23 protein-coding genes and 2 tRNA genes are annotated in these 19930 nt (G+C 63.5%); 4 read left to right on the forward strand and 21 right to left on the reverse strand.

Annotated features, from left to right (window positions below; genetic code table 11):
• Positions 1-3: 3 nt before the first annotated feature.
• Positions 4-222 carry a hypothetical protein gene (locus KCI33_RS13790; RefSeq protein ID WP_249139069.1) on the forward strand — a complete coding sequence of 73 codons (219 nt, stop codon included), beginning with the start codon at positions 4-6 and terminating at the stop codon, positions 220-222.
• A 16-nt stretch (positions 223-238) separates the two neighbouring features.
• Here the strand turns inward: KCI33_RS13790 and KCI33_RS13795 are convergent, their stop codons facing one another.
• The 15 genes from KCI33_RS13795 to hisD form a co-directional block, all read right to left on the reverse strand.
• Positions 239-736, reverse strand: a complete 498-nt coding sequence (locus tag KCI33_RS13795) for a very short patch repair endonuclease (RefSeq protein WP_212525385.1) — start codon at positions 734-736, stop codon at positions 239-241.
• A gap of 18 nt (positions 737-754) precedes the next feature.
• Positions 755-1801 (reverse strand): hypothetical protein, encoded by a 1047-nt coding sequence (locus KCI33_RS13800; protein WP_212525386.1) that lies wholly within the window; start codon positions 1799-1801, stop codon positions 755-757.
• Between the two features lie 2 nt (positions 1802-1803).
• Positions 1804-3969 carry a sensor histidine kinase gene (locus KCI33_RS13805; protein WP_212525387.1) on the reverse strand — a complete coding sequence of 722 codons (2166 nt, stop codon included), beginning with the start codon at positions 3967-3969 and terminating at the stop codon, positions 1804-1806.
• Positions 3966-5249, reverse strand: coding sequence for a DNA cytosine methyltransferase (locus tag KCI33_RS13810; protein ID WP_212525388.1), 1284 nt, complete (start codon positions 5247-5249; stop codon positions 3966-3968). Before KCI33_RS13810 ends, KCI33_RS13805 begins: the two co-directional genes overlap by 4 nt.
• 253 nt (positions 5250-5502) lie before the next feature.
• A tRNA-Phe gene (locus tag KCI33_RS13815) sits at positions 5503-5577 on the reverse strand.
• 79 nt (positions 5578-5656) lie between these two features.
• The gene (yacG, locus tag KCI33_RS13820; protein WP_212525389.1) at positions 5657-5839 is read right to left on the reverse strand and encodes a DNA gyrase inhibitor YacG; all 183 of its coding nucleotides are present in this window, start codon (positions 5837-5839) and stop codon (positions 5657-5659) included.
• Positions 5836-6876, reverse strand: a complete 1041-nt coding sequence (locus tag KCI33_RS13825; RefSeq protein ID WP_212525390.1) for a ribonuclease E/G — start codon at positions 6874-6876, stop codon at positions 5836-5838. Before KCI33_RS13825 ends, yacG begins: the two co-directional genes overlap by 4 nt.
• Entirely contained in the window at positions 6873-7451 is a 579-nt protein-coding gene (locus KCI33_RS13830; protein ID WP_212525391.1) for a nucleoside triphosphate pyrophosphatase, read from the reverse strand. Before KCI33_RS13830 ends, KCI33_RS13825 begins: the two co-directional genes overlap by 4 nt.
• A gap of 209 nt (positions 7452-7660) precedes the next feature.
• The gene (gene infA / locus KCI33_RS13840; RefSeq protein WP_037209844.1) at positions 7661-7879 is read right to left on the reverse strand and encodes a translation initiation factor IF-1; all 219 of its coding nucleotides are present in this window, start codon (positions 7877-7879) and stop codon (positions 7661-7663) included.
• Positions 7880-7954: 75 nt separating this feature from the next.
• Positions 7955-8842 carry a carbon-nitrogen hydrolase family protein gene (locus KCI33_RS13845; RefSeq protein ID WP_212525393.1) on the reverse strand — a complete coding sequence of 296 codons (888 nt, stop codon included), beginning with the start codon at positions 8840-8842 and terminating at the stop codon, positions 7955-7957.
• A complete protein-coding gene (locus KCI33_RS13850; RefSeq protein ID WP_212525394.1) occupies positions 8839-9435 on the reverse strand; it encodes a GNAT family N-acetyltransferase in 597 nt (198 codons plus the stop codon). The genes KCI33_RS13845 and KCI33_RS13850 overlap by 4 nt, the downstream gene beginning before the upstream one ends.
• A complete protein-coding gene (locus tag KCI33_RS13855; RefSeq protein ID WP_212525395.1) occupies positions 9426-9827 on the reverse strand; it encodes a ketosteroid isomerase-related protein in 402 nt (133 codons plus the stop codon). The genes KCI33_RS13850 and KCI33_RS13855 overlap by 10 nt, the downstream gene beginning before the upstream one ends.
• The gene (locus tag KCI33_RS13860; protein WP_212525396.1) at positions 9808-10290 is read right to left on the reverse strand and encodes a low molecular weight phosphatase family protein; all 483 of its coding nucleotides are present in this window, start codon (positions 10288-10290) and stop codon (positions 9808-9810) included. Before KCI33_RS13860 ends, KCI33_RS13855 begins: the two co-directional genes overlap by 20 nt.
• A gap of 4 nt (positions 10291-10294) precedes the next feature.
• Positions 10295-10780: a UPF0262 family protein gene (locus KCI33_RS13865; RefSeq protein WP_212525397.1), complete on the reverse strand. Its 486-nt coding sequence runs from the start codon at positions 10778-10780 to the stop codon at positions 10295-10297.
• Positions 10777-12087 carry a histidinol dehydrogenase gene (gene hisD, locus KCI33_RS13870; protein WP_212525398.1) on the reverse strand — a complete coding sequence of 437 codons (1311 nt, stop codon included), beginning with the start codon at positions 12085-12087 and terminating at the stop codon, positions 10777-10779. Before hisD ends, KCI33_RS13865 begins: the two co-directional genes overlap by 4 nt.
• A 247-nt stretch (positions 12088-12334) precedes the next feature.
• Here hisD and KCI33_RS13875 point away from each other — a divergent pair, with 247 nt between their 5' ends.
• Positions 12335-12745 (forward strand): c-type cytochrome, encoded by a 411-nt coding sequence (locus KCI33_RS13875; protein ID WP_212525399.1) that lies wholly within the window; start codon positions 12335-12337, stop codon positions 12743-12745.
• 42 nt (positions 12746-12787) lie between these two features.
• On the opposite strand, the gene KCI33_RS13880 is transcribed toward KCI33_RS13875, so the two are convergent.
• The 3 genes from KCI33_RS13880 to KCI33_RS13890 are packed head-to-tail and all read right to left on the reverse strand — an operon-like array spanning position 12788 to position 14689.
• Entirely contained in the window at positions 12788-13261 is a 474-nt protein-coding gene (locus KCI33_RS13880; RefSeq protein ID WP_212525400.1) for a DUF2948 family protein, read from the reverse strand.
• Positions 13258-14526 carry a UDP-N-acetylglucosamine 1-carboxyvinyltransferase gene (murA, locus tag KCI33_RS13885; RefSeq protein ID WP_212525401.1) on the reverse strand — a complete coding sequence of 423 codons (1269 nt, stop codon included), beginning with the start codon at positions 14524-14526 and terminating at the stop codon, positions 13258-13260. The genes KCI33_RS13880 and murA overlap by 4 nt, the downstream gene beginning before the upstream one ends.
• Positions 14527-14542: 16 nt before the next feature.
• Entirely contained in the window at positions 14543-14689 is a 147-nt protein-coding gene (locus KCI33_RS13890; RefSeq protein ID WP_212525402.1) for a hypothetical protein, read from the reverse strand.
• A gap of 86 nt (positions 14690-14775) precedes the next feature.
• Between KCI33_RS13890 and KCI33_RS13895 the strand changes: the two genes are divergently transcribed.
• A tRNA-Thr gene (locus KCI33_RS13895) sits at positions 14776-14850 on the forward strand.
• A 219-nt stretch (positions 14851-15069) separates the two neighbouring features.
• On the opposite strand, the gene KCI33_RS13900 is transcribed toward KCI33_RS13895, so the two are convergent.
• Together KCI33_RS13900 and mgtE are read right to left on the reverse strand one after the other, a co-directional pair.
• Entirely contained in the window at positions 15070-15633 is a 564-nt protein-coding gene (locus KCI33_RS13900) for a 5-formyltetrahydrofolate cyclo-ligase (RefSeq protein ID WP_212525403.1), read from the reverse strand.
• Entirely contained in the window at positions 15630-17018 is a 1389-nt protein-coding gene (mgtE, locus tag KCI33_RS13905; protein ID WP_212525404.1) for a magnesium transporter, read from the reverse strand. The genes KCI33_RS13900 and mgtE overlap by 4 nt, the downstream gene beginning before the upstream one ends.
• 125 nt (positions 17019-17143) lie before the next feature.
• On the opposite strand from mgtE, the gene guaD reads away from it, so the two are divergent.
• Positions 17144-18433 carry a guanine deaminase gene (guaD, locus tag KCI33_RS13910; RefSeq protein WP_212525405.1) on the forward strand — a complete coding sequence of 430 codons (1290 nt, stop codon included), beginning with the start codon at positions 17144-17146 and terminating at the stop codon, positions 18431-18433.
• Positions 18434-18594: 161 nt separating this feature from the next.
• Here the strand turns inward: guaD and KCI33_RS13915 are convergent, their stop codons facing one another.
• A complete protein-coding gene (locus KCI33_RS13915; protein ID WP_212525406.1) occupies positions 18595-19929 on the reverse strand; it encodes an 8-oxoguanine deaminase in 1335 nt (444 codons plus the stop codon).
• Position 19930 lies beyond the last annotated feature (1 nt).

The following is a 19930-nucleotide window of genomic DNA, read 5'->3' on the forward strand; positions in this document are numbered from 1 at the left end:
AATCTGCGCCTCGGTGAAACGGCTCTTTCGCATTCGTCTGCTCCTTCAGGGTTGAGCAGACTCTACATCATGGTGCGGGACTTCGTGGGGGGCAGGTCACCCGAACTGGCGAAGGCGAGGAAGCCGCGCACTCCGTGGCAATGGGTGAAGGGATCGAAGGCACTCGGCGAAGCCAAGCGAGTTCTGGGAAAGTCAACGCCGCGCTCCACTGAGCAAGGTTAGGCCGCAGCCTAGGGACTCAATCAGTCAAAAATGCCGACAACCTACTGGCAAGGTGGTCGGCATCACTCGTTTCACATTCCCATACGACCAAACACGACCACCCCAAGTCCGAAAGCTGTTGATGCACCGCAAGATCACGCTGGACATTCTTCCTGAACTTTTCCTGCCAAAATTCTTGCCTAGTTTTCGGCGTAGTTGCTTTCGAGCAACTTGGGTGGCGATGCCAGAAGCAGCCATGAACGAAAATGACCTTCCTGCGAGGGCGAAACACAATGTCTGGCTTGCCAGGCAGATCTGGCGCGTGAAGTCGATAGCGGTAGCCCATCGAGTGCAGCATTCGCCTGACAATCAATTCCGGTTTTGTATCCTTTGCCCTGATCCGAGACATATTAAACGAACGTGCAGCCGACACGGCACCATGAACGTGGTCAGCTTTGCCTAGCTTGATCAATGATTGCAGCCTTCGCTCCCTTGGTGGACTCGTTTCGCCAAATTGTGCCGGATAGTCAGCCATAATGTGGTCCTCAACGCACTACTCATCGCCAAAAGTAAGTGTGGGTTGCCCTTGTCGGCCAAAATGCGATGAAAACCTTGCGATGATATCCTTGATAAATGCTGGCGAAATCTGAAGGAATGGGTCATTGAACTGTTCGTGAAACCCTGCCTTCGGCACCGACGTCAATGCTTCAAAATCCAAATAACCGCCATCGAAAAACTCGGTCTTAGGCAGAAAATGATAAGATCCTTTGTTGTTTCGTTCTAAATTTTCCTTGAGTGCTTTTCGACCTTTGCTGTTTTGTTTGGATTGTGGAAGCTCTGAAACGCAATCATCAAATGACGCAATCCTACACAGCATGAACTTTCTGGCATTGATCTCGCCGTCGGCCCGGGTTGTCAAATCGCACAGGGGTGTCAGAATAGCATAGTAGTCTTCGTTCTGCTTGGATTGAACCACGCTTCCAGTTCGTGTGATATTGTCGACAGGAGGGTGGATATAGAATTCCTCTGGAACACAGCTTTCTTCGTCCATGTCGACCATACTTATTAGATGGTTCATGACATGGCGCATCAATGCCTTTTCGGACTTTTCGGGGTCTTGCTGCCCATACCTCTTCCATGCCTCTTTTTGACTTAGTAGATTAGACCTAAACACCTGACTCAGCGACTGCTCAACAAGCCCGCGTCCACCCATCACCCTAGTCAAACCCGAGGCATATACCTGGCGAAAGTCTTCAAGAATTTCGATGTGATCTGCGTCACCCTTTTTCAGCACCTCTATGTGAACGAACCTATCATCGGCTTCGCCAGGTGTTCCGGTTAGAATTACAACTGGCATTCGAACATTCGCCTCGCTCAAAGCCTTAAGAACCTCATTACCTTCACCGCCTGCATCACCTAGTTTCATATCAATGACAGCGCAGTCAAAGCTGCTGTCCAACGCATTCAAAGTTTCGTTCAATGTGCCAAAAGGAACGACCTCAAATTCGACTCCGTTCTCATGGTTGAAACGCGCAACGCTTTGCACGAAGCCTTGACGGTCGCCTTCATCATCTTCCACCAACAACAGCTTAATAGCCAAATCTATTCTCCGTTTTCGGGTTGCAGTCTGAAATACGCACCTTCATCGGACTCCAAAACATTCAACTCAAGACCATTTCTTGACGCCGCTTCGCCAGCAATCGCAAGACCCAAACCAGTACCATCTCGTTTGGTTGAAAACTCAGGGTCGAAAATCACCTCTGATTCGATAAGCGATTTGTCTATCCCGGGACCGCTATCTCTATAATCAATGTATGCAAGACCACTTTCAGAAACTTCAAACCGTATCGTAATCGATGGGTTCTTCGTGCCTTTTTCCGCGAACCAATAAACACTGTTGTCAATCAAGTTGGTGAAAATCGCATAGAAATCTTGCTTCCAGCCCAGAAACTGGAAATTAATTGGACCCTCAACGACAGCATCAACTCCGACTTCTGTCAGCGTGTTAGCAAACACTTGTAGAGAGCCGTTCAGCACCTCAGACACCTTGAATGGGCGAGCTTCTGCACGTTTGCCCGCCGCCAGTGGGTCAAGTCTTTCAAAAAGACGCACAAACACCTCTGCGTTGTGCCCGAGTTCCTTTGCAATAGGAAGAACCTGATCCAAGTTTTGCGGTGTTGGACTGTCGCTAAATACACCAGCCCAATACTCGAGGTTCGGAACCTGATTCTTGAAAAAGTTCAGTGGCCGCCGCCCTTCATGCAGGACTACGTTCACGATTTTTCCGAGAGTGGCCTGACCCTGATAGACAGCAACCGTTTGCCTAATGCTCTCTGCCGCCTTGTTCTTTGCGGCCATGTCCCTTGCGAGGATGTCAGATATCTCTTTGGTAACAGCCTCTCCTATGCCTGCGCGCTCTAGCCTCGTAACCACATCCGCACGAATGTGGTCGTCTGAAAACAACTGCTGAATTTGTTTTTCGACGCGGGACTTCGGCTTGCCTAGGTCAAGCGATCTCCGCAGCGCGAATCTGCGGGTTTCGAGTTCTTCAATGACCTTGGTCGTTACTTCGATCAACCGTTCATAGGCAGCATTTTCTTTGAGTCCGTCCCGGGCACTTTTCTCAACCAGTCCCGACCTCTCTTCGGACTCAATGTGCACAAATCCGATGACTTGGTTTCCCCCAATTTTTCTGGAAGGATTCTGGATTCTCTTTTGGTTAAGCCTAAGCCAGTCGAACTGTGCATCCCCCAATGGCCGAACTCGAAAACCGTTTCTGTAAACACCAATACCATTGTTGAAGTTCAGTAGTTGTCGAGCGGCTAGGTTTCCAAGGTAATTACCGTCTTTGTCCTTCAGGCCCCTACGAATAATTTGGTCGATATCTGTTTTGTCGCGATCATAAACCCGAATGTCGAAGTTCAGAGGACCGCATGACTTCTCAAAGAATCCAGAAAAATCAACGGAAAACCGCTCCGCGCTTGCGTTGTCAATTTTCTGCGTGGAATAGGTGAGTTCGCCGATACCGTTTTCGTCCACATATCCAGAAATCATGTAATCGTAGAACTCTAGGATCGGGAATGAATCGATGGTTTCTTCTGTATCCTGAACTCCTTTGAAGCCAGACACTTTTAGTTTGATATCAAATTTCTCTGGCTTCAGTTCAACCCCAGAGACAGCCGCCGTCGGAGGCGTCAGCTTTCGCAACTCATACATAAGACGCCGAAATTGGGCTTCATTCCACTCCTCCAGCCCAGCTTTGCTACCCTTTATCGTAAGTACCGTTCCGGGTTTAGAGCCGGTTTTTCGAGTGTCAATCAGTAGTTCAACCTGATCCAGATAGCTTGCTTCTTCGAAGGTTGCCCATTCTACAAATACAGAGGTGGTTTCCCCATTCTCCGTAGTGGTTTCCAACAGAAGATCGTCACCTAGAATAGACGCCGCAAAGCGACCGACACCTTTTCGTCCTTGGAGAACTCGGCCTTTGGGGCTTATCTTTCGCTTCAGCTTGTCGTCGGTGGAAGGGACCATCCACCGCTCAACGACATCTGACCTCGACATTCCATGGCCACCATCCGAAATGGTGATTTTGTATTCTTGTGCCTCGGTATCCGCCTTAAATTCCACCTCGACAAACTCGGAATCTGCGTCGAAGGCGTTCTTAACCAGTTCAACAACGGCAGCATAAGGATCTTGGATTAAATCGCGACCGATAGTTAAGATGTGGCGACCTGCGGGTCGAATTGAGAATACACCGTCATCACTCATGACCAGTTCTCCACAAGTTTTTTGGAAATCTTTTCAGCTAGGAGGACCGGCACGGCATTCCCGATTTGCTTGAAGGCCGAAGTTCGGCTTGGCTTTCCACTTGTGCTCTCAAAATAAAAATCGTCAGGGAAGGTCTGTAGTCGCGCCGCCTCGCGCGGTGTAAGCGATCTGTTCTGCGCGTTGTCTGGATGGATGTAATAGTTCCCATCCTTGGCGATATGTGCAACCACTGTGTGTGAAGCTGGTAGGTCTGCCGCAACGACCTTAAAGCGATCAAGAAATGAGCTTCGGTTCTTATGCGTCTTAAGTGTCTCGGGTAGGTCGTTGTAACTCAACCGCTCGCCTCTCGTATTCCACTCGTTAACTACTTTCTTGAAGATTTTTAGGTCCCTCGGATTGTGCGGGCGCGCCTCGTGCCAAGTTGTACTCCTGTCCGCTGAAAGCAAGCCGGATTCTGCCAACCAACGGCTAGGCGGTTTTTCCAAAGACGTGACGAGCGCCCCCCCTTTGCCAGCACGCAAAGGCGGTAGGTCGCCGATTGCATCCTTAACCAAAAAATCAGTTGAGGTTTTGTCTAGTTCTGGGAAGAAGCCATCTTTCTTCCCTAGTCTTCCTACAAGAATAATTCTTTTTCGTTTCTGTGGGATGCCATGCTCATCAGCGGCGATGACTTGATATTCAACTGTATACCCGAGGTTTTTGAAGAGCGCCCACATCATGTCGAAGTAGCGTGTGCCATCGGATTCGCGTGCGGTCAAAAGTCCAACCACGTTTTCAAAGATGAAGAATCTTGGTCGATATCTCTTCAGAAATTCGGCATAGTAGACAAACAGGTAGTTCCGTTCGTCGCCGACCATCTTTAGTTCAGAGCGTGCACGACCAACGAGTGAATAAGCTTGGCATGGTGGGCCGCCGACAATTAGGTCTAGTTTCCTATTGCCAATCTGAAAATCCAATCGGTCAAAAATGCCTGACAAAGCCTTTGCTCCGATTTCGGCGTTGATGACAGAACTCGAGCGAGATCCGAACGCCAACGAATAGAGTTCTTTTCTGTTAATCTGCCCCGAAAGATATGCAAAATATCCGCTGAGGTCGCCTCGGCCACTCAGTATATGGTACGCTTCTCTAGTACGAAGAGTGTAAGCTGCCGCGGTATCAGCTTCGACGTGAGCGATGGGCTCACAGCCCGCGCGCACAAAGCCCTCGGACAAGCCACCAGCCCCTGCAAACAAGTCAATGAAATTTGGCTTATTGCCGCTTTTTGTTGTTGAATCGAACATGCAGGGCCAAGTGTTTACTTCATTTCTCGGTAGCGTTTCCCTTCCCGAAGGTGTCAACGACCACTGAGTTGATACCCTTTGCCTCTGTCAAGTGCCACTGTAGATTTCAGTTCATGCCCCCGCATGGTGAAGCACTGTCGCGCCGAGCGCAGAACTTCGTGCAAATTGATACCCCAGCGATACCCAAGCCTATCAACACAATGAAGCGCGCCAAGCCGCGCAATCTTAAGTAGCTGAAAAGATGTTGTAATTATGGTGCCCGGGGGCGGAATCGAACCACCGACACGAGGATTTTCAATCCACTGCTCTACCCCTGAGCTACCCGGGCACGGGTAAGCGCTCTGCGCTTGGGTTGCGGTGTTCTAATCGGCGCCCGGGGGACTGTCCAGAGGGTTTGGACAAAAAAATCAGTGCAGCTTCCTAGCCTGCTCGGCCAGCGCCTCGGCGGCCTCTTCCAGGTCCTCCGGGGCGTCGGCCGCAACCGCGTAGCGGCCCGACAGCCAGCGGCCCAGATCGACATCCGCACAGCGCTTCGAACAGAAGGGGCGGTACTTCGGATCGCTCGCCTTGGCGCAGATCGGGCAGGTCATCGGGGCAGGCTCTCGGTCAGGGGGCGACGTTCGCGTTTGCGTTGCAGTTCGAAATGGCCCAGCGGCGTCCAGCCGGCGAGGATGGTCTCCACCGGATCCGCCCGGAACGCCGCACGCAGCACCTGTTCCAGCTGGCGGCGGTCCTTCTTGGGCATCGGGGCAAAGTCGACGGTGATCTGGCCGCCGAGGCCGCGCAGGCGCAACTGGCGAGGCAGATCGCGGGCGGCGGCGATATTGGCCTTCAACCCGGCGGCGGGCGAGGTGTCGGCGCCGGTGTTGACGTCCACCGCCACCAGCGCGCGGGTCGGCTCGACAAAGACCGAGGCGCCGCCGGGCAATGGCTGCGCGCCCTCGAGCGCGTCGATCGCGTCGAGCACGCCGAGATCGGCGAAGGCGCCGTCGCGTTCGATGACCTCGTCGGGGGCGGGCTCGGCCCAGTCGCGCCAGGCCAGCGTATGCGCATCGGGCGCATCAAGCAGCAGCTCGGGCCCGCCGGCGGCATCGGCCAGCACCGCCTCGGCCAGGTCGCGCATGGCCGCGATATCCCCCGCAACCGCCTCGGCCTCCGCCCCGGCGCAGGCCGAGCGCAGGATCAGGCCGCGCCCCTCGGGGGCGTCGGCCATTTCCTCATGGGCGATTTCCAGCAGCCGGTCGCGCTCATCATCATCGCGGATCGCGCGCGAGACGTTGAGACCCGGCGCATCCGGTGTGACGATGGCATAGCGGCTCTTGAACAGCAGCCGCGTGGTCACCGGCACGGCCTTGCCCTGCTCGGCATGGCCCGTGACCTGCACCAGCAGCGCCTGCCCGGGCGCGAGCCCCTTGGCCTGGCGCAGGAAGGCGTTGCCGGAGGGCAGCCTCAGGAACACGCCGCCCTGCCCCTTGACCTGACGGTCCACCACGGCGCGCAGGATCGCGCCCGGCGCGGGCGCCTCGTCGGCGGGATCGATCAGCAGATCCTCCAGCCGGCCATCGACCATCAGCGCCGCGGCGATGCGGCCGCCGATGTGGTCGAGAATTACGGAACGGCCCTTCATGGCGCCTCCTTGAACAGCGGGTAGCCGGCGGCGCGCAACAGCGTCGCGGTCTCGGCCAGCGGCAGGCCGACGACGCCGGTGAACGAGCCGTTGATCCAGGGAACGAAGGCCCCGCCCATGCCCTGGATGGCATAGCCGCCGGCCTTGCCCCGCCACTCGCCCGAGGCGAGGTAGGCGTTCAGCTCTTCGTCTTCGATATGCTTGAACCGGACGGTGGTCACCACGTCGCGCTCCCACACCCGGTCGCCCAGGCGCAGGGCCACGGCGGTGATCACCTTGTGCCGGCGGCCCGAGAGCGCCAGCAGGAACGCAGCCGCCTGCCCCGCATCCGCCGGCTTGCCGAGGATGCGGCGGCCCATGGCCACGGTGGTGTCAGCGCAGAGCACCAGCTCGTCATCGGCGGCGGGCACGGCGCGGGCCTTTTCGATGGCCATGCGCGCGCAGTAGGGGCGCGGCAATTCGCCTTTGCGGGGGTCTTCGTCGATGTCGGGCGCGCGGATATCGTCGGGTACGACGCCGATCTGCGCCAGAAGCTCCTTCCGGCGCGGGCTGCCGGAGCCCAGAATCAGTTTCATTGTTTTCCAGAATCCTCTGGTTCCGAGTCGAGGCGCTTTCGATACTCACGCTTCAAGACGACACCCAGATAAAAGGCGGCGCCATCGAGCAGGCTCTGCGCGTGCCTGTCGTTCATGCCGGCGGCTTCCTCATGGAGAAGCCGGACAGCCTTCTTGGACGCCTCCCGAAATCCCTGAAGATATTCGGGTGAGCGTCCCATTGTTCAAGCTTACTTGAAGCGGTAATTGATCCGGCCCTTGGTCAGATCATAGGGGGTCATCTCGACCTGAACCCGGTCGCCTGCCAGAACACGGATGCGGTTCTTCCGCATCTTTCCTGCCGTGTGCGCGATGATCTCATGGCCGTTCTCAAGCTCGACCCGGAATGTCGCGTTCGGCAGGAGTTCCTTCACGACGCCGGGAAATTCGAGCATTTCTTCCTTGGCCATGGTCACTCCTAACTTATTCACCCACCAAGCTGCGGGCGTGCCATTAAATGCGCCCAGTCGGGCGGGTTTTCAAGGCTATTTTGCGCCGAAGGGCACCGTTTCGACGCGCGGAGGGCGGCTTTTCTGCTCGGACCAGTGGCGCAGGGTGCGCACCTCGCCGGTTTCGCGCAGGCGCGAAACGGCCCCCGGGGCGATCTCGGCACAGACCCAGCCGGGGGCGTTCATCGCGCCCTCGGCCAGCACGCCGGTGGCGCAGAACGCCATGTCGGGCGGGCCGTAGATGGCCGCCGCGCCGTGATTTTCATCGACCGTCGGCGACCAGGGCGCGGCGCCCACGGTCGGGGCGTGGATGGTGATGCACTGGCCCTCCAGCGCGCGGGCCATGGCGCCGACGCGCACGCGGGAGTAGCCCGACAGCGCGTCTGTGCAGGAGGGGACGAGAATGATCTCGGCCCCCGCCTCGACCAGCGCGCGGCCAAGCAGCGGAAATTCGCTGTCATAGCAGATCAGCACGCCGATCCGGCCCAGCGCGGTGTCGAAAACGCGCAGCGGGCCGCCGGGAACGACGCCCCAGGGATCGCGCTCGAACAGGGTCATGATCTGCTTGTCCTGATGGCCCTGCTGGCCCTCGGGGCCGAACAGGCAGGCGCGGTTGACCGGGCGCGCGCCCTCGAACGCGGGGCCGGAGGCGGCGAGGATATGCACCCCATGCGCCCCCGCCAGCCGGGCATGCAGCGCGCTCACGCGGTCGTTCAGCGCCGCCACCGCATGCAGCGACCGCTGCAGATCGCCCGCCACCTCCGCCCCGGCCAGCGAGGCAAGCTCCATCGCGCCGTATTCGGGAAAGACCAGCAGATCGGCCCCCTGCCCCGCGGCTTCGGCCACCCAGCGGGTCAGCTTCGCCTCGTAGCTGTCCCAGCTGTCGTGCCAGTCGATCGGATAGGCGGCAGCGGCGAGTTTCATCGGCTCTCCAGCTCCTTGATCCAGAATTGCAGGGGCTTCTCGGTCTGCTCCGGCTGGTCGATATCCTTCCACCGGAAATGCGCAACCGCCCCGTCCAGCGGCACATAGCCGCGCTTGCGCCAGAACGGATCGAGCGGGCGGTAACCGGCCGGGCGCAGCGGATGATCCCGGGGCCGGACCACGGCGCAGAAGGCGCTGTAGCGGCGGCCGAGCGCGCGGGCATGCGCCTCGCGCGCGTCGAAAAAGGCGTGCCCCGCCCCCTGCCCGCGATATTCGGGCAACAGCACGGATTCGGCGCAATAGAAGATGTCGCGCAGGTCATGGCCGGTGCCGGCGAAGGCTGCGGCGAAATCGCCGGCGTGATCCTCCATCGGCGTGCCCGTGGCCGCGCCCACCAGCCGCGCACCGTCGAAGGCGCCCACGAGGACCGCGTCGCGGCTGTCGCGGTAGCTGGCCATGTAGCGCCGTTCGTAATCCAGGTCGCCGTCGTAGAGATAGGGCCAGTCGCGGAACACCGCGATCCGCAGGCGCGCGAGATCGTCGAGCGCGGCGTCCACATCGGCGTCGGTCAGGATGCGGAAGCTCAGGCGCATGACACCTGCCTCAGCCAGTCGGCGAGATTGTAATAGGTGGTCACGCGGCAGATCTTGCCGTCGCGCAGGGTGAAGAAAGACCCGGCGGGCAGGACATAGGTCTGCCCCTTCGCGTCCGGCAGGCCGTCGTCGGTCTCCAGATAGGTGCCATTCACGGTGAATTCGGCCGCCGCGCGGGTGCCGTCGGGCGCGGTGAAGATCACCATGTCGGTCAGCCGCTCGCGGTAGCAGCGGTTCATATGCGCGCAGAAATCGCGGAACAGGTCCTTGCCGTGCCGCACCTTGCCCTCGTTGACGTGATGGGCCACGTCCTCGGTCAGTTCGGCCAGCATGGCCTCGATGTCGCCGGCGTTGAAGGCGGCGAAATAGCGTTCAATCGTCTGCCGTGCCATGATTCACTCCGTCGTCAGGGGGGCCGAAACGCTCGATCAGGCGGTCGACGATCTGGTCGCGCGTCTGGCGATAGGCCTTGAGCTTGGTCTCGCGGTCCTCGCCCAGCCCGGCGGGATCGAGGATCGGCCAGTATTCCACATCCAGGTGGAACAGCCGCGTCAGATCCAGCGCCCGGCGCTGGCTGGCCGGCGACAGCGCCACCACCAGGTCGAAGCCCGACAGGTCGTCGCCCCAGTCCTGCATCTCGTCGAAGGAGCGCGCGCGGTGGCGGTGCAGATCGACCCCGATCTCCTTGCACACGGCGATCGCGAAGCCGTCGATCTCCTGATCGTTGCCGACTCCGGCCGACTGCACATAGACCCGCTTGCCGTAGAATTTCTTCATGATCCCCTCGGCCATGGGCGAGCGGATCGCGTTGTGATCGCAGCAGAAGAGAACCGAATGCGGAAGGTCCCCAGCCACGCTCTCACCCCCCGAAATGCAGCACGCAGATCAGGGTGAACAGGCGTCGCGCGGTGTCGATATCGACCTCGGCCTTGCCCGTCAGGCGCTCCTGCAGCACCCGCGCGCCCTCATTGTGGATGCCGCGGCGGGCCATGTCGATGGCCTCGATCTGGCTGGGGGGCAGCTTCTTGACCGCATCGAAATAGCTTTCGCAGATCTGCCAGTAGTCCTTGACCACCTGCCGGAACGGGCTGAGCGAGAGGTGGAACTCGGCCACCGTGTCGCCGGCTTCGGTGCGCACGTCGAACACCAGCCGCTTGTCGCGGATCGCCAGGAACAGGTGATAGGGGCCCGGCGGCACCGGACGGTCGCCGCGTGGCGGCAAGGCGAAGCTGTTGTCCTCCAGCAGGTCGAAGATCGCGACGCGGCGCTCCTGCTCGATCTCGGGCGTGGGCGCCGGCAGGTTTGATTCGTCGATCTCGACATGGGCGAGGCGCGAGGCTGTCATTCCGCGCCCTCGTTCAGACGGTCGAGGCGGGCGCGCACCGACAGGCCGTGTGCCTCCAGGCTTTCCGACTTGGCCAGGCACTCGGCCGCCGGACCGATGGCGCGAAGCGCCGCGGGCGTCATCTTGGCCAGCGTGGTGCGTTTGATGAAATCCATCACCGACAGCCCCGACGAGAACCGCGCCGAGCGGGCGGTGGGCAGAACGTGGTTGGGGCCGCCGATATAGTCGCCGATCGCCTCGGGCGTCCACTGGCCGAGGAAGATCGCCCCGGCATGGGTGATCTTCTCGGACAGCGCCTCGGGGTCGGCGACGCAGAGCTCCAGGTGCTCGGGCGCCACGCGGTTCGACAGTTCAGCCGCCTCGTCGAGGTCGCGCACGGTGATCACCGCGCCGAAGTCGCGCCAGCTGGCGCCGGCGATGGCGCGGCGCTCCAGCGTCTCCAGCCGCTTCTCGACGGCGGCTGCCACCGCCTGGCCGAAACCCGCGTCGTCGGTGACCAGGATCGACTGCGCGCTTTCGTCGTGCTCGGCCTGGCTCAGCAGGTCCACCGCCACCCAGTCGGGATCGTTGTCGCGGTCGGCGATCACCAGGATCTCGGAGGGGCCAGCGATCATGTCGATCCCCACCTTGCCGAAAACCCGCCGCTTGGCCGCCGCCACGAAGGCGTTGCCGGGGCCGGTGATCTTGTCGACCGGCGTGATCGTCGCCGTGCCATAGGCCATGGCCGCGATCGCCTGCGCGCCGCCGATGCGATAGACCGTGTCCACACCCGACAGCTTCGCCGCCAGCAGAACCAGCGGGTTGACCTTGCCCCCGGGCGTGGGGGCGCAGATCACCAGCCGCTCGACGCCTGCCACATGCGCGGGAATGGCGTTCATCAGCACCGAGGACGGGTAGGAGGCCAGCCCTCCAGGCACATAGAGCCCCGCCGCCGAGACCGGCGTCCAGCGCCAGCCCAGCATGGCGCCCTCGGGGTCGGTCCAGCTGTGATCCTCGGGCATCTGGCGAACGTGGTAGGCGCGGATGCGCTCGGCCGCCAGTTCCAGCGCCGCGCGCTCGGCCGCGGGCACCTGGGCGCAGGCGGCCTCGATCTCCTCGGGGGTGAAGGCCAGCGTCTCGGGCGTCAGCTCCAGCCGGTCCAGCTTCGCCGTCAGCTCGATCACCGCGGCATCGCCGCGCGCGCGCACATCGGCGATGATGCCCGCCACGATGTCATCGACATCGGGGCTGTCCTCGCGCTTGGCCGACAGGAGCGCGGCAAATTCGGTTTCGAAATCGGCGTCGGTGGTTGTCAGGAAAACCGGCATGCGTGCCTCGCAGAAAAGCTGATGCGCCCGGTTTAGCCACATTTTCCTCGGGTTTGAACCGCTCAGTGCAGCCAATCGGGCCGGAAGGCCCGTCTCAAAGAAACATTGACCTGTGTCAAGGCGAATCTCCCCCGATGCCAGAAGCTGGAATGAGGGCATGCCCATGCCGCCCGCGAAACGAGGCGGCAGGCTGCCGGTTGTTCCGGTCCACGCGTCTGTCGTGGCAAATCCAATAGGGGAGAAGACAATGTCGATCAATGCCTTGAAAAAGCCCGCCGCAGTCCTCGCCGCGCTGTCGATGCTGGCCGGCGCGGCCCATGCCGACGACGCGGGCAAGGACGAATTCATGCAGGCCTGCGCCGCCTGCCACGGCGAGAGCGGCGTCGGCGACGGCCCGCTGGCCGAGCTGATGACCGTGCCCGTGCCCAACCTCACCACCCTGGCCCAGAGCAACGACGGCGTCTTCCCGATGCTGGAGGTGATCCATGTCATCGACGGGCGCACCGGGGTCCGCGGCCACGGCTATCCGATGCCGGTCTGGGGGTCGCGATTCAAGAGCGAGGTGGTGGAGTCCATGGGCGAATACGGCGCCGAGATGGTCGTGCGCGGCCGCGTGCTGTCGATCGCCTATTATCTGGAATCGATCCAGCAGAAGTGAGTTCCCGCCCCTGCCCCGCCGGGGGCCGGGGCGATGCTCGCCTCAGTCGTGCTTCGGCACGGCGCGCGAGGGCGCCGCATAGGGGCGGGTGACGTCCTTCAGCGTCACGTCGATGCATTCGACATCCAGCGCGATCACGCCATCGCCCGCAAGCGTCAGCAGAACACGCCCCGCGCCGTCGTCGCCGGGCTCGAAGCCCACCGACAGCAGCGACAGCACCAGGTCCTTGTCGGCCCGGTCGATTCCCTGCGAACTGACCTTCAGCACGTCGCCGAAATCGAGCACGGTCTGCACCCGCTCGTAGGGCCGGCCGCGCGCCTCGGCGGCGGCGCGGTCCTCCCAGCGGAATCGGTTCACCAGCAGCGCAAAGAGCCGCGACCGCGGCCGCCACGCGATCTCGGTGATCGGAAAGACGGCATCCTGCACCAGGCTCGAAATCACCTCGAGATCCTCGACCGTGACGGCCTGCAGGTAGAGCGGGCGCTCGGCGCCGTCCTCGAATCGCGCGTCGGTCATCGGTCCTTGATCCTTTCGATCCTGGCGCCACAGGCACCCAGCTTCTCCTCGACTTTCTCATAACCGCGGTCGAGGTGATAGACCCGGCTGACCACGGTCTCGCCCTCGGCGGCCAGACCCGCCAGGATCAGCGACACGCTGGCGCGCAGATCGGTAGCCATCACCGGCGCGCCCTTCAGCCGCTCAACCCCGGACACCGAGGCGGTGCCGCCCTGCACGTCGATCCGGGCGCCCATGCGCATCAGTTCGGGCGCATGCATGAAGCGGTTCTCGAAAATGGTCTCCTCCAGAACGCTGGTGCCCTCGGCGGTGCACAGCAACGCCATCATCTGCGCCTGCAGATCGGTGGGGAAGCCGGGGAAGGGTTCGGTGGTGACGTCGACGGCCCTCACCCGGCCGTTGCGGCGCGCGACCCTCAGCCCGCGCGGGGTTTCCTCGACGCTGATGCCGGCCTCGTCCAGCTTCTCGACGAAGGCGGCGACGAGATCCAGGCGGCCGCCCAGGCATTCGACTTCGCCGCCGGCGATGGCGGGCGCCAGCATGTAGGTGCCCAGCTCGATCCGGTCGACGACGACCGGATGCGTGGCGCCGTGCAGGCTGTCGACGCCCTGCACGGTGATGGTGTTGGTCCCCTCGCCCTCGATCTGGGCGCCCATCTGGCGCAGGCATTGCGCCAGATCCACGATCTCGGGCTCGCGCGCGGCGTTCTTCAGAACCGTCGTGCCCTTGGCCAGGGTCGCCGCCATCAGCACGTTCTCGGTCGCGCCGACCGAGACGAAGGGAAACGCGACCACCGCGCCCTTCAGCCCGCCCGGGGCCTGCGCGTGGACATAGCCGTCCTTCAGCTCCAGTTCGGCGCCCAGCGCCTCCAGCCCCTTGAGGTGCAGGTCGACCGGCCGCGCGCCAATGGCGCAGCCGCCGGGAAGCGAGACCACCGCGTGCCCGTGCCGTGCCAGCATCGGCCCCAGCACCAGGATCGAGGCGCGCATCTTGCGCACGATGTCATAGTCGGCGGTCAGGTTGTTGATGTCATGGCTCGACATCGCCAGCACCTGGCCGTGCTGCAGGCTGGTCACCTCGGCGCCCAGCGATTGCAGCAGCGTGGTCATGGTGCGGATATCGGAGAGCCGCGGGGCGTTGGTCAGCGTCAGCGGCTCATCGCTGAGCAGCGTGGCCGGCATCAGCGTCAGGCAGGCGTTCTTTGCGCCGGCGATGGGGATTTCCCCATGCAGCGCCCCGCCCCCGTTGATCACGATCGAATCCATCTGCTCTTCCTCTTGCTTATTTGTCGTCGGCGGCGGGCTTGCGCGCGCGGGCCTGCGCCTTGCGCCGGGCCAGATTGGCCTTCAGCGCCGCTTTCAGCCGGTCTTCGCGGCTGTCGCCCGGCTTGCGGCCGGGGGCTTTGGGGCGACTGGGTTTGTCCTTCATGGCCCTTCTCTATCGCGGATGCAAAAAACCGTCCAGATAGCGCTTGCGTCCCCCGCCGAATGCGTCTAATCAGCCCCCCACGCCAGGCCGCAGTAGCTCAGTGGTAGAGCGCACCCTTGGTAAGGGTGAGGTCGGGAGTTCAATCCTCCCCTGCGGCACCATTGCTTTCCCTGCGAAAAATCGAACATCAGCGAAAGCAGTGCGCCGCATCAACCGGCCATTGGGGCTCCGCCCCAAACCCCGGAGTATTTTCGCCAAGAAGAAAGTCCCAGGGGTCTTCTGGCCCCAAGTATCCCCGCCGGAGGCACCCCGAGCATCCGGCCGCAGGCCGGGTGCGAGACAAGAGCCTTGCGCCGCAGGCGCGCAATTCGGCGGGCGGCTCAGCCGAAGCGCAGCACGCCCTCCTCCGTCACGATCCGGTCGAGCGGCTGGTCGGTGGGCTCGGTGGGCAGGGTTCCGGCCTCCTGCCCGGCATAGGCGAAGCCGATGGCCAGGACCGGGCGGCGGGCGCGCAGCGCCGCCAGCGTGCGGTCGTAGAACCCCCCGCCATAGCCCAGCCGCGCACCCAGCCGGTCGAAGGCCAGCAGCGGCACGATCAGAACGTCGGGTTCCACGAACGCGCCCTCAGCGGGCACCAGCGCGCCGAAGGGACCGTCGATCATGGCGCAGCCGGGGTGCCATTCGCGGAAGATCAGCGGCAGCCCCTCGCCCTGGATGACCGGCACGCAGAGCGTGGCCTCGCGCGCCATCGCCGCCATCGCGGACAGCGGGTCGGCCTCGGTGCGGATCGGCATGTAGCCCGCGATCACGGCGCCGGCATGGGGGCGCAACTCCTCCAGCAGTCGCGCGGCGGCCCGGGCGGCCCGGTCGGGGTCATGCGCGGCGCGCCGCCGGGCGCGCGCGGCGCGCCGCGCCGCCGCCTTCGGCTCGGCCGCGCGGCTCACAGCAGCACCGCCCCCGCGAGCCCGAGGAAGGCGAAGAAGCCCACCACGTCGGTCACCGTGGTCACGAAGGCGCCCGAGGCCAGCGCCGGGTCGATGCCCATCTTGTCCAGCCCCACCGGGATCAGGATCCCCGCCAGCCCCGCGATCACCAGGTTGATCACCATCGCCGCGGCGATCACGCCGCCCAGCGCCGGCGTGCCGAACCAGACCAGCCCGACGACCCCCATCACCGTGGCGAAGACCAGCCCGTTGGCGAGCCCCACCAGCGCCTCGCGCCGGACGACCCGCCACACGTTCGATCCCGTGAGGTCCTTGGTGGCGATGGCGCGCACCGCCACGGTCAGGCTCTGGGTGCCGGCATTGCCGCCCATCGAGGCCACGATCGGCATCAGGACCGCCAGCGCGACGAACTGGGTGATCGTGTCCTCGAACTGCGCGATCACCAGCGACGCCAGGATCGCGGTGACCAGGTTCACCCCCAGCCAGGGCAGGCGCTGGCGGGTGGTCTCGATCACCCTGTCGGAGAGCGAGCTTTCGCCCACGCCGGCCAGGCGCAGGATGTCCTCCTCGTGCTCCTCGTCGAGGACGGTCATGGCGTCGTCGATGGTGATCACGCCGACCAGGCGGCCGTCCTCGTCGACCACCGGGGCCGAGATCAGGTGATACTGGTTGAACACATAGGCGACGTCGGACTCGCGCTCGGTGACGCAGATGGTGCGGAAACTGTCCTCGAACACCTCGCGCAGCGGCACCGCGCGCGAGGTCGACAGGATCTTGCCCAGCGTGACATATCCCACCGGCTTCATCCTCGGGTCGACCACGATCACATGGTAGAACTGGTCCGGCATCTCGGCCTTGTATTCGCGGATATGGTCGATCGCCTCGCCCACGCTCCAGTGCTCGGGCGCGGTGACCACCTCGCGCTGCATCAGGCGGCCGGCGGAGAATTCCGGGTAGGCCAGCGACTGCTCCACCGCGACCCGGTCGGCATCCTCCAGCGCCTCCAGGATCGCCGTCTGCTGCGGCTCCTCCAGATCCTCGACCAGATCGACGACGTCGTCCGATTCGAGGTCGCGCACGGCCTCGGCCAGCACCTCGCGCGGCAGGAAGGAGATCACTTCCTCGCGCAGGCCCTCGTCCAGTTCCGACAGGATGTCACCGTCGAAGAAGCGCGCGCCGAGAAACAGGATCTCGCGCCGGAAATGGCTGTCCACCTGCTCCAGAAGGTCGGCGATGTCGGCGGCGTGCAGCGGTTCGAGGAGTTCGCCCAGCCGCTCCGTATCGCCCGCGGCGACGGCCATTCGGATCGCGTCCACGGTGCGGTTGCCCAGCCCGTAAGTGGTCTCTGCCGGCTCGGCGGCCTCGCTGATCAGGTCGTCGGTCATGCTCTGCCCCCCGGGGTTTTGCCGCAGCATAGCGAAACCATTTTCCCGGCGACAGGGCAAGATCGGCGATTGTCGCGCACGCGCCCGCCGCCTAGGCTTCGGACGCGAGCGATCCGAGGAGCGCCATGAGCCAACCGCATCTTCTGCTCGGCCAGACCCTGGCCTTCACCGCCGACCCCTTCGCCGAGGGGCTTTCGGCCGCGCGGCATGAGCACCGCGGCGCAGTGCTTGTCGAGGGCGGCAAGATTGCTGAGACCGGCCCGGCGGCGGCGCTGCGCGCGCGCCACCCCGACGTGCCCGTCACCGATTACGGAGAGGGGCTGATCACCGCGGGCTTCATCGACGCGCATGCCCATTACCCCCAGACCGCAATCATCGCCAGCTGGGGCAAGCGGCTGATCGACTGGCTGAACAGCTACACCTTCCCAGAGGAGATGCGCTTCGCCGACCCTGCCTATGCCGCCGGGATCGCCGCGCGCTATTTCGACCTGACGCTGACCAACGGCACCACCACCGCCTGCAGCTTCTGCACCATCCACCCCGAAAGCGTGGACGCCTATTTCGCCGAGGCGCAGCGGCGGGGCCTGCGCGCGCTGGCGGGCAAGACCTGCATGGACCGCAACGCACCCGACGGCCTGCGCGACACGCCGCGCTCCGCCTATGACGACAGCCTCGCGCTGCTGAAACGCTGGAACGGCCACGACCGGCTGACCTATGTCATCTCCCCGCGCTTTTCGCCCACGTCGACGCCGGAGCAACTGGAGGCGATGGGCGCGCTCTGGGCCGAGCATCCGACCTGCCGGATGCAGACCCATCTGAGCGAGCAGGTGGATGAGGTCGAATGGGTGCACGACCTCTTCCCCGAGGCACGCGACTACCTCGACACCTACGAACGCTACGGCCTGCTGGGCCCCGGCGCGCTGTTCGGCCACGCGATCCACCTGACGGGGCGCGAACGGCGGGTGCTGAAGGAAAGCGGGGCGTCGCTGATCCACTGCCCGACCTCGAACACCTTCATCGGCTCCGGCCTCTTCGACATGGAGGGGCTGGTGGACGAGGGGCAGCGGATTGGCCTTGCCACCGACACCGGTGGCGGCTCGTCCTTCTCGATGCTGCGCACCATGGCCGCAGCCTATGAGATCGCCCAGCTGCGCCACCGCGCCCTGCACCCGGCCGAACTCTACTGGCTGGCGACCGAAGGCTCGGCGCGCGCGCTGCAACTGGAGGACAGGATCGGCAATCTGAAACCGGGGCTGGAGGCCGACCTGGTGGTGCTCGACCTGGCCTCCACCCCCGCCATCGCCCAGCGTGCCGACCGGGCGGAGGATTTCTGGGAGGCGCTGTTCCCCACCATCATGATGGGCGACGACCGCGCGGTGCAGGCGGTCTGGGTGAACGGGAAACTGGCGACGTAGCCACCGAGGCCCACTCCGGCCCCGACGGGTGGGCGCGGGCCGGAACGCAAGCGCCCGGGGCGGAATTCCTTAACCGCGCGCTTCCACCCGCCGTTCATACCCGGGTCATGTGGAATTCATATGCAGGTCGTATCGCCCTCAGCGCGCCGAGCCCCGGCAGGTCAAGCCAGCGCCCGCGCCATCCGGTTCTGCACCTCGATGACCCGCGGCAGGTCGATCGTCATCATCTGACCGCCCTTCACCACCTGCCGCCCCTCGACGAACAGGTCACGCACCCGGGTCGGCCCCGCCAGCAGCAGCGCAGCCTTGTCCCAACTCCCCGCGGCCTCGATGCCCGAGACGTCCCAGATCGCGATATCCGCCCGTTTCCCCGGGGAAATTTGCCCGCAATCGTCGCGCCCCAGGACCTGCGCCCCGCCCCGCGTTGCGATCTCCAGCGCCTCGCGCGCGCTCATCGCGTCGGCCCCGCTTACCACCCGCTGCAACAGCATCGCCTGCCGCGCCTCGGCCACCAGGTTGCCGGCGTCGTTGCTGGCCGAGCCGTCCACGCCCAGCCCCACCTTCACGCCCGCATCCCGCATCTGCCGCACCGGCGCCACGCCTGACCCCAGCCGGCAGTTCGAGCACGGGCAATGCGCCACCCCCGTCCCGGTTCTGGCAAAGAGATCGATCTCCTGCCCGTCCAGCTTGACGCAATGGGCATGCCAGACATCCGCGCCCGTCCAGCCCAGATCCTCGGCATATTGGCCGGGGCGGCAGCCGAATTGCGCCTCGCTGTAAGCGATGTCTTCATCATTTTCCGCCAGGTGGGTGTGCAGCATCACCCCCTTGTCGCGCGCCAGAACCGCCGCGTCGCGCATCAGCTCGCGGCTGACCGAGAAGGGCGAACAGGGCGCCACGCCCACCCGCACCATCGCGCCGGGGTGGGGATCGTGGAAGGCGTCGATGACGCGGATGCAGTCGTCCAGGATGGCCGCCTCGCGCTCCACCAGCACGTCGGGCGGCAGGCCGCCCGCGCTCTCGCCGATGCTCATCGCGCCGCGGGTGGGGTGGAAGCGCAGCCCGATCTCTCCCGCCGCGGCGATGGTGTCGTCCAGCCGCGCGCCGTTTGGAAACAGATACAGGTGGTCCGAGCTGAGCGTGCAGCCCGACAGCGCCAGCTCCGCCAGCCCCACCAGCGCCGAGACGCGCATCTCCTCGGGCCCGAACCGGCCCCAGATGGGGTAGAGCGTCTTGAGCCAACCGAAGAGCAGCGCGTCCTGCCCGCCCGGCACGGCGCGGGTCAGCGTCTGGTAGAGATGGTGATGGGTGTTCACCAGCCCCGGCGTCACGATGCACCCCGCGGCCTCGACGATCTCGGCGCCGTTCGGCTCCAGCCCCGGGCCGATCTCGGCCACCTGCCCGCCGCGCAGCCGCAGGTCGGCGCCGGCCAGTTCGCGCCGCGCGTCATCCATGGTGACGATCATCTCGGCGCCACGGATCAGCGTGTGGCGCATG

Source organism: Actibacterium sp. MT2.3-13A (genome assembly GCF_018139985.1).
GTDB lineage: Bacteria > Pseudomonadota > Alphaproteobacteria > Rhodobacterales > Rhodobacteraceae > JAGSOU01.

What these genes read in the sequence shown, in the direction of transcription:
- KCI33_RS13795 (WP_212525385.1), bottom strand. Translation starts at nt 736, where the DNA reads ATGGCTGACTATCCGGCACAATTTGGCGAAACGAGTCCACCAAGGGAG.
- KCI33_RS13805 (WP_212525387.1), bottom strand. Translation starts at nt 3,969, where the DNA reads ATGAGTGATGACGGTGTATTCTCAATTCGACCCGCAGGTCGCCACATC.
- KCI33_RS13810 (WP_212525388.1), bottom strand. Translation starts at nt 5,249, where the DNA reads ATGTTCGATTCAACAACAAAAAGCGGCAATAAGCCAAATTTCATTGAC.
- yacG (WP_212525389.1), bottom strand. Translation starts at nt 5,839, where the DNA reads ATGACCTGCCCGATCTGCGCCAAGGCGAGCGATCCGAAGTACCGCCCC.
- KCI33_RS13825 (WP_212525390.1), bottom strand. Translation starts at nt 6,876, where the DNA reads ATGAAGGGCCGTTCCGTAATTCTCGACCACATCGGCGGCCGCATCGCC.
- KCI33_RS13830 (WP_212525391.1), bottom strand. Translation starts at nt 7,451, where the DNA reads ATGAAACTGATTCTGGGCTCCGGCAGCCCGCGCCGGAAGGAGCTTCTG.
- infA (WP_037209844.1), bottom strand. Translation starts at nt 7,879, where the DNA reads ATGGCCAAGGAAGAAATGCTCGAATTTCCCGGCGTCGTGAAGGAACTC.
- KCI33_RS13845 (WP_212525393.1), bottom strand. Translation starts at nt 8,842, where the DNA reads ATGAAACTCGCCGCTGCCGCCTATCCGATCGACTGGCACGACAGCTGG.
- KCI33_RS13850 (WP_212525394.1), bottom strand. Translation starts at nt 9,435, where the DNA reads ATGCGCCTGAGCTTCCGCATCCTGACCGACGCCGATGTGGACGCCGCG.
- KCI33_RS13855 (WP_212525395.1), bottom strand. Translation starts at nt 9,827, where the DNA reads ATGGCACGGCAGACGATTGAACGCTATTTCGCCGCCTTCAACGCCGGC.
- KCI33_RS13865 (WP_212525397.1), bottom strand. Translation starts at nt 10,780, where the DNA reads ATGACAGCCTCGCGCCTCGCCCATGTCGAGATCGACGAATCAAACCTG.
- hisD (WP_212525398.1), bottom strand. Translation starts at nt 12,087, where the DNA reads ATGCCGGTTTTCCTGACAACCACCGACGCCGATTTCGAAACCGAATTT.
- KCI33_RS13875 (WP_212525399.1), top strand. Translation starts at nt 12,335, where the DNA reads ATGTCGATCAATGCCTTGAAAAAGCCCGCCGCAGTCCTCGCCGCGCTG.
- KCI33_RS13880 (WP_212525400.1), bottom strand. Translation starts at nt 13,261, where the DNA reads ATGACCGACGCGCGATTCGAGGACGGCGCCGAGCGCCCGCTCTACCTG.
- murA (WP_212525401.1), bottom strand. Translation starts at nt 14,526, where the DNA reads ATGGATTCGATCGTGATCAACGGGGGCGGGGCGCTGCATGGGGAAATC.
- KCI33_RS13890 (WP_212525402.1), bottom strand. Translation starts at nt 14,689, where the DNA reads ATGAAGGACAAACCCAGTCGCCCCAAAGCCCCCGGCCGCAAGCCGGGC.
- mgtE (WP_212525404.1), bottom strand. Translation starts at nt 17,018, where the DNA reads ATGACCGACGACCTGATCAGCGAGGCCGCCGAGCCGGCAGAGACCACT.
- guaD (WP_212525405.1), top strand. Translation starts at nt 17,144, where the DNA reads ATGAGCCAACCGCATCTTCTGCTCGGCCAGACCCTGGCCTTCACCGCC.
- KCI33_RS13915 (WP_212525406.1), bottom strand. Translation starts at nt 19,929, where the DNA reads ATGCGCCACACGCTGATCCGTGGCGCCGAGATGATCGTCACCATGGAT.